This window comes from Actinomadura formosensis NBRC 14204, from assembly GCF_001552155.1.
Classification (GTDB): domain Bacteria; phylum Actinomycetota; class Actinomycetes; order Streptosporangiales; family Streptosporangiaceae; genus Spirillospora; species Spirillospora formosensis.
On record NZ_BCQQ01000221.1, the window covers coordinates 1 to 5,420 of the forward strand.

The following is a 5,420-nucleotide window of genomic DNA, read 5'->3' on the forward strand; positions in this document are numbered from 1 at the left end:
GCCGCAGCCGGCGGCCGAGCAGGCGCCGCCGCGGGACGTGCGGTCGCAGCCGGCGTCACCCGTGCGGCCGCGGCCGTTGCCGCCACCGCCGGCACCACCGCCGTCCGGGCCGGCGATCACGCCGCCCGGGCCTGAGCACGAGGTCACCACCGGCGGGCTGCGGCGGCTCATCCACGCCGTCGGCGGCGGGCACGGTGAGGCCGACGCCGAATACCAGCAGCGGCTGCAACAGCCGTTCCACGGGACGCGGCATGTGGTGGTGCTCGGGTGCACGGGTGGGGCGGGCCAGACCGTCACGGCGTTGATGCTCGGGCACACGTTCGCGCAGCACAACGGGGAGCCGGTCGTCGCGATCGACGTGAATCCGGGGCCCGGTGCGCTGGCGCGCAGGACGCGGAGCGAGACCAACGAGACGCTCACCGGGCTCATCACGCGCGCCGACCAGGTCGGCAGCCTGACCGCGATGCGCCGGTACACCTCGCAGGCCAAGTCCGGGCTCGACGTCATTGCGGCGGGCAAGAACCCGCTGCAGGCGCTCGACGACAGGGACTACGCCCTCGCGATCCGGACCATCGACAAGTTCTACTCGGTGACGCTGCTGGACGCGGCGGCGGCCGTGGTCGCGCGCGTCCTGCCGTACGCCGACCAGATCGTGCTGGTCGCGCCGGCCAGTTCGGACGCGCCGCGCGCGGTCGCGATGACGTTCGAGTGGCTGGACGGTCACGGATACGAGGAACTGCGGTCCCGCGCGGTGACCGTCATCAACGGGGTGAGCCGCCGCAGCATGGACGACGTCGAGCAGGCCGAGGCCGTGGCGCGGGGGCGCTGCCGGGCGCTGGTGCGCATCCCATGGGATGATCACCTGAGCATGGACCGCGCGCCCCGCAACGAGCTGAAGTCGTTGCGCACGCCGACGCGGCGTGCCTATCTCGCCCTCGCCGGTGTGGTCGCCGGCGGGTTCACCGTCGTGCCCGAGCGTTACCAGGAGCTTCAGCAGGAGCAGGAGGCCACCCGATGAGCGCCCCTCGCGGGCATCGAGCGGAGACCCAAGTGAACCGGGCACCCCTGGCGGATGGGCTTGACGTTCATGACCGTCCGGACCGCAAAGACTCTCCCCGGCAGTCCTGCGCGGCGGCCCGTCCGACGGGAGAATCTCCACCGGGCGGCCGTGTCCGCCGGGATGACGGGCACTCGCTGGTCGGGAGGGCGGCATGAGCAAGTCCAGTCGGCTGGCCGTCCGGTACTTCGACGACCGCGTGCTGCTCACTGACAGCGCGGCCTGGGCGTACTTCCGGCTGCCCACGGTGTCGTACGAGTTCACCACCGGTGAGGAGCGCGAGGCGCTCGCCACCAACATCACCATCGCGCTGGCGGGCATCCGGATGCAGGACGCCGAGGTGCACCTGCGGATCGCGCACCGGACGTACCCGGCGGCGGAATGGGCGCTCGCCTTGGACCGGACGTCCGACGGCGGGCCCGGATGGCGGGAGTACCTGGAGGAGACCTACGCGCACGTGTGGGCGAAGGACTTCTGGACCAAGGAGGTCTACCTCGGGGTGCGGCTCGGGCCGCGCGGCATGGGCGCGCACCTGTCGGGCGGTGTCCTGTCGCAGTTGCTGGGCTTCTACAGGCGCAGCGAGAACGTGCTCGGCGTCCACGACGACGCGATCGACAAGAAGGAGATCGCGCGCTGGACGGAGCAGGCCGAGCGGATCGGGCGCGCGCTCGGCGGGTCGGCCCTGTACGCCAGGCACGCCACCTCCACGGAGGTGGCATGGCTGTTCCAGCACGCGGTGACGGGGTCGCTGGCCGATCCGCCGCCGTCGGCCGTCCCGCGCAGGACGTGGGGCAAGGGCGAGATCGAGTCGCTGGTCGAGGGCGCCATCCACAACGGGCGCTCGTATCTGCGGATCGAGCAGCCCAACTTCACGGGTGCGGGCGGCGGCGCCACGGCCGCGTCGTATGTCGCGTACCTGTCGTTCGCCCGGTTCCCGGACATGATGCCGTTCCCCGACGGGGAGCCCTGGTTCCACTACGCCGACGCGCTGCCGTTCCCGGTGGAGATCAGCGCGCGGATGAAGCTGATCTCGCCGGCGAAGGCGTCCAAGGACGTCTCGCGGAAGCTGGCGCACGCCCGCGACATGGACCAGCACATCCGGGAGGCCGGCGCGGAGGCGCCGATCGCGCTCGCGGAGCAGATCGACGCGGCGCGGATGCTGGAGCACGGCATCACCAAGGAGCGGCTGCCGTTCGTGTACGGGTGGCATCGGCTGATCGTGTCCGCGCCGACCGAGGAACTCCTCGCCCAGCGGGTGGACGCCGTCGTCGAGCACTACCGCGACATCGGCATCGACGTCGTCAACTCGACCGGCGACCAGTTCTCGCTGTTTCTGGAGTCGCTGCCCGGTGACCAGATCCGGCTCAACGCCTACGCGCAGCGCCAGCCGCTGCGGACGATCGCGGGCGGCATGCCGACCGCGACCGTCGACCTCGGCGACCGCCCGGCCGACAACGAGGAGGGCTGGATCGGCCCCTACATCGGCGAGACGCTCGGCCGGGCCCGGTCCATCGTCCACTTCGACCCGCTCGTCGCAGCGGCCCGCAACCGGCCGACCGCGGTGGCGATCACCGGTGAGCCCGGCGGCGGGAAGACCACGCTCGCGCTGCTGCTGATCTACCAGATGGCGCTGCGCGGCGTGACGATCGCGGCGATCGACCCGAAGGGCGACGCCGAGTCGCTCGTCGAGCTGCTGAGGGCGCGTGGCCGCAAGGCGCGCGTGCTGCCGCTCGGCTCGGCGGCGCCCGGCCTGCTCGACCCGTTCTCGTTCGGCGACGACCTCGCCACGATGAAGACGATGGCGACCGAGACGCTGCGGCTGCTGCTGCCGCGGATGTCGGAGGAACGCGAGTCCGCGATGATCCAGGCGGTCGGCGCGGTCGCCAACGGCGAGCGGCCCTCGCTCGGACGCGTGGTCGACCACCTGGAGAGCGCGGACGATCCCGCGTCCAAGAACCTCGGTGCGGTGCTCCGCTCCATGTCGGAGATGCGGCTCGCGCGGCTGTGCTTCGACCCGTCCGGCGGCGAGCGCATCGACACCGAGGGCTGGACCACCGTGTTCACGCTCGGCGGCCTCACCCTGCCCGACGTCGCGATCTCGCGGGAGGACTACTCCTACGAGCAGCGGCTGTCGGTGGCGCTGATGTACCTGGTGTCGCAGTTCGCGCGGCGGCTCATGCACGGCCTCGACCGGCGGCTGCCGAAGGCCATCTTCCTGGACGAGGCGTGGGCCATCACCTCGACACCCGAGGGCGCGAAACTGGTGCCGGAGGTGTCCCGTATGGGACGCTCCCGTAACACCGCACTGATCCTGGTCTCCCAGAACGCGGGGGACCTGTTGAACGAACAGGTGACGAACTGCCTGTCGTCGGTGTTCTCGTTCCGTTCCACCGAACGGGTCGAGGTCGGCAACGTCATGTCGCTTCTCGGGGTGGAGACGTCCGACGAGCACAAGGCCGTGCTGCGCAACCTCGGCAACGGCGAATGCATCTTCCGTGACCTCGACGGCCGAGCGGGGCGCATCGGCGTCGACCTGATCTCCGAGGAACTGCAGCGTTGGCTGGACACCAACCCGACCCGGTCACGTCCGGGCCCGTCCGAACTCGCCACCGCGGGGGCCGAGGTCGAGGAGGTCAGTCGATGAAGGCTCCCCGCCACGGGACGGCGCGCCTGCAGCGTTCGCCCGGGGAAGGGCTCGACCGCGCGGTCCTCGACCGCCCGGGGCGCCGCCGGTGGCGGCCCCGCCCGCGCACCCGCCGCCCGGTCCTCGTCATGCTGGTGGCGGCCCTGTTCATGGTCGTGCTGTCCCCGATGGCGAGCGCGAACCCCATCTTCCCGTCGCCCAACGACGCGTGCCGTCCCGCGGACACACCGCCGCCGGAGCAGTACGGGTCGGGGACGGACGGCATGATCAAGCCGCCCGACTACCCGAACGAGAAACTGCAGAAGACGCCCGTCGAACGGCTGACGTACTACGACCGGTACGGCACCGCCGGTCAGACCTGGTACGCGGTCGACATGGGCTGCTCGGACGCGATGGCGCTCATGGGCAACGCCCTCGCCAACACCACGTTCACCGTCGTCCGGGCGGTCGACCGGACGACGATCAGCGTGTACCAGGCGGCCGCGTCCGACTCGCTGCTCGGCTGGCTGAAGGACACGGTCGACGGCGTCATCAGCGACATCGGCAAGACGTTCAACGCGCGCTACTGGTCGTGGGTCGTCATCCTCGGCGCGATGTGGCTCGCCTGGTGGGGGCTGGTCCGCAAGCGGGCGAGCAAGGTCACCGAGGGCGTGATCTGGATGGTCGCCGCGATGGTGGCGCTGATCTGGCTGATCGCGCGGCCCGCGGACTTCACCACGCTCGGGACGAAGACGTCCGAGGCGACCAGCGTCGCGTTCAATGCGGCACTGCCGCAGAGCGACACCAAGGGCGGGGCATGCATCCCCAGACCGGACGGCAAACCCGATCCGGCGACGTCGCAGAACCTGGACGCGACGACCCGCAACGCCAACGGGCTGTGGGTGGCGCTGGTCTGCAAGCCGTGGCTGCAGGGCGAGTTCGGCACCACCGACCCCAACGCCAAGATCGTCAAGGAGAACGCCGACAAGCTGCTGTGGTCGCAGGCGGTCGATCTCCCGGAGACGTACGGCACCAACAAGGTCGATCTGGGCAAGAAGGCCGACGCCTACAAGGACGTCACGAAGAACATCAAGGACAACCACCCGCAGACCTACGCGCTGTTCCAGGGCAAGAACTGGCAGAACCGGCTGGCGGTCGCGTTCGGCGGGCTGTTCGCCGCGCTCGTCGCGGGGCTGCTCATCATGGTCATCGCGATCGCGCTGATCGTCGTGAAGATCGCGTTCCTGCTGCTGCTCGTCGCCGGGCCGATCTTCCTCGGCATCGGGATACATCCCGGCATCGGGCGGGTCATCGCCGTCCGATGGCTCGAACTGCTGCTGTCGATGCTGCTCAAGCAGGCGGCACTGATCGGCGTGCTGTCGCTGCTGCTGTGGGCGTACGGCCTGATCCTCGGCGAGACGCTGCCGTGGGGTCTGCAGGTGCTGCTCATCGCGCTGGTGACGTTCGCGGCCTTCATCTACCGCAAGCCGTTCCAGCACCTGTTCTCCGCCGTCGGCTACTCGGCGGTCGGGTCGCGGGAGAAGAGCGAGGCGCACCTCGACAAGTCGGTCGCGGAGGCGCGCAGGAGCACGGCCGGGGTCGCGGGCGCGGTCGTGCCCGGTGCGGCCGGCTACCGGCTGGCCCGCCGGGCGAAGCGCGAGGCGACCTCCGAGGGCGTCGGAGCCGGGGCCCAGGGCGATGGGTCGCCCGGCACCGCGGTCGCCGGCGCCGACCGGCGGG

The 5,420-nt window shown here is 70.9% G+C and carries 3 protein-coding genes; all 3 read left to right on the forward strand.

What is annotated here, in order from left to right; translation table 11 throughout:
* Positions 1-1,018: MinD/ParA family ATP-binding protein (locus AF1_RS35525; protein ID WP_409360258.1), on the forward strand; the 1,018-nt coding region annotated here is incomplete at its 5' end.
* Between the two features lie 193 nt (positions 1,019-1,211).
* Positions 1,212-3,701, forward strand: a complete 2,490-nt coding sequence (locus tag AF1_RS31625) for an ATP-binding protein (RefSeq protein ID WP_067807817.1) — start codon at positions 1,212-1,214, stop codon at positions 3,699-3,701.
* The coding region (locus AF1_RS31630) for a type IV secretion system protein (protein ID WP_084263515.1) at positions 3,698-5,420 on the forward strand (1,723 nt) is incomplete at its 3' end. The genes AF1_RS31625 and AF1_RS31630, both read left to right, overlap by 4 nt.

What these genes read in the sequence shown, in the direction of transcription:
- AF1_RS31625 (WP_067807817.1), top strand. Translation starts at nt 1,212, where the DNA reads ATGAGCAAGTCCAGTCGGCTGGCCGTCCGGTACTTCGACGACCGCGTG.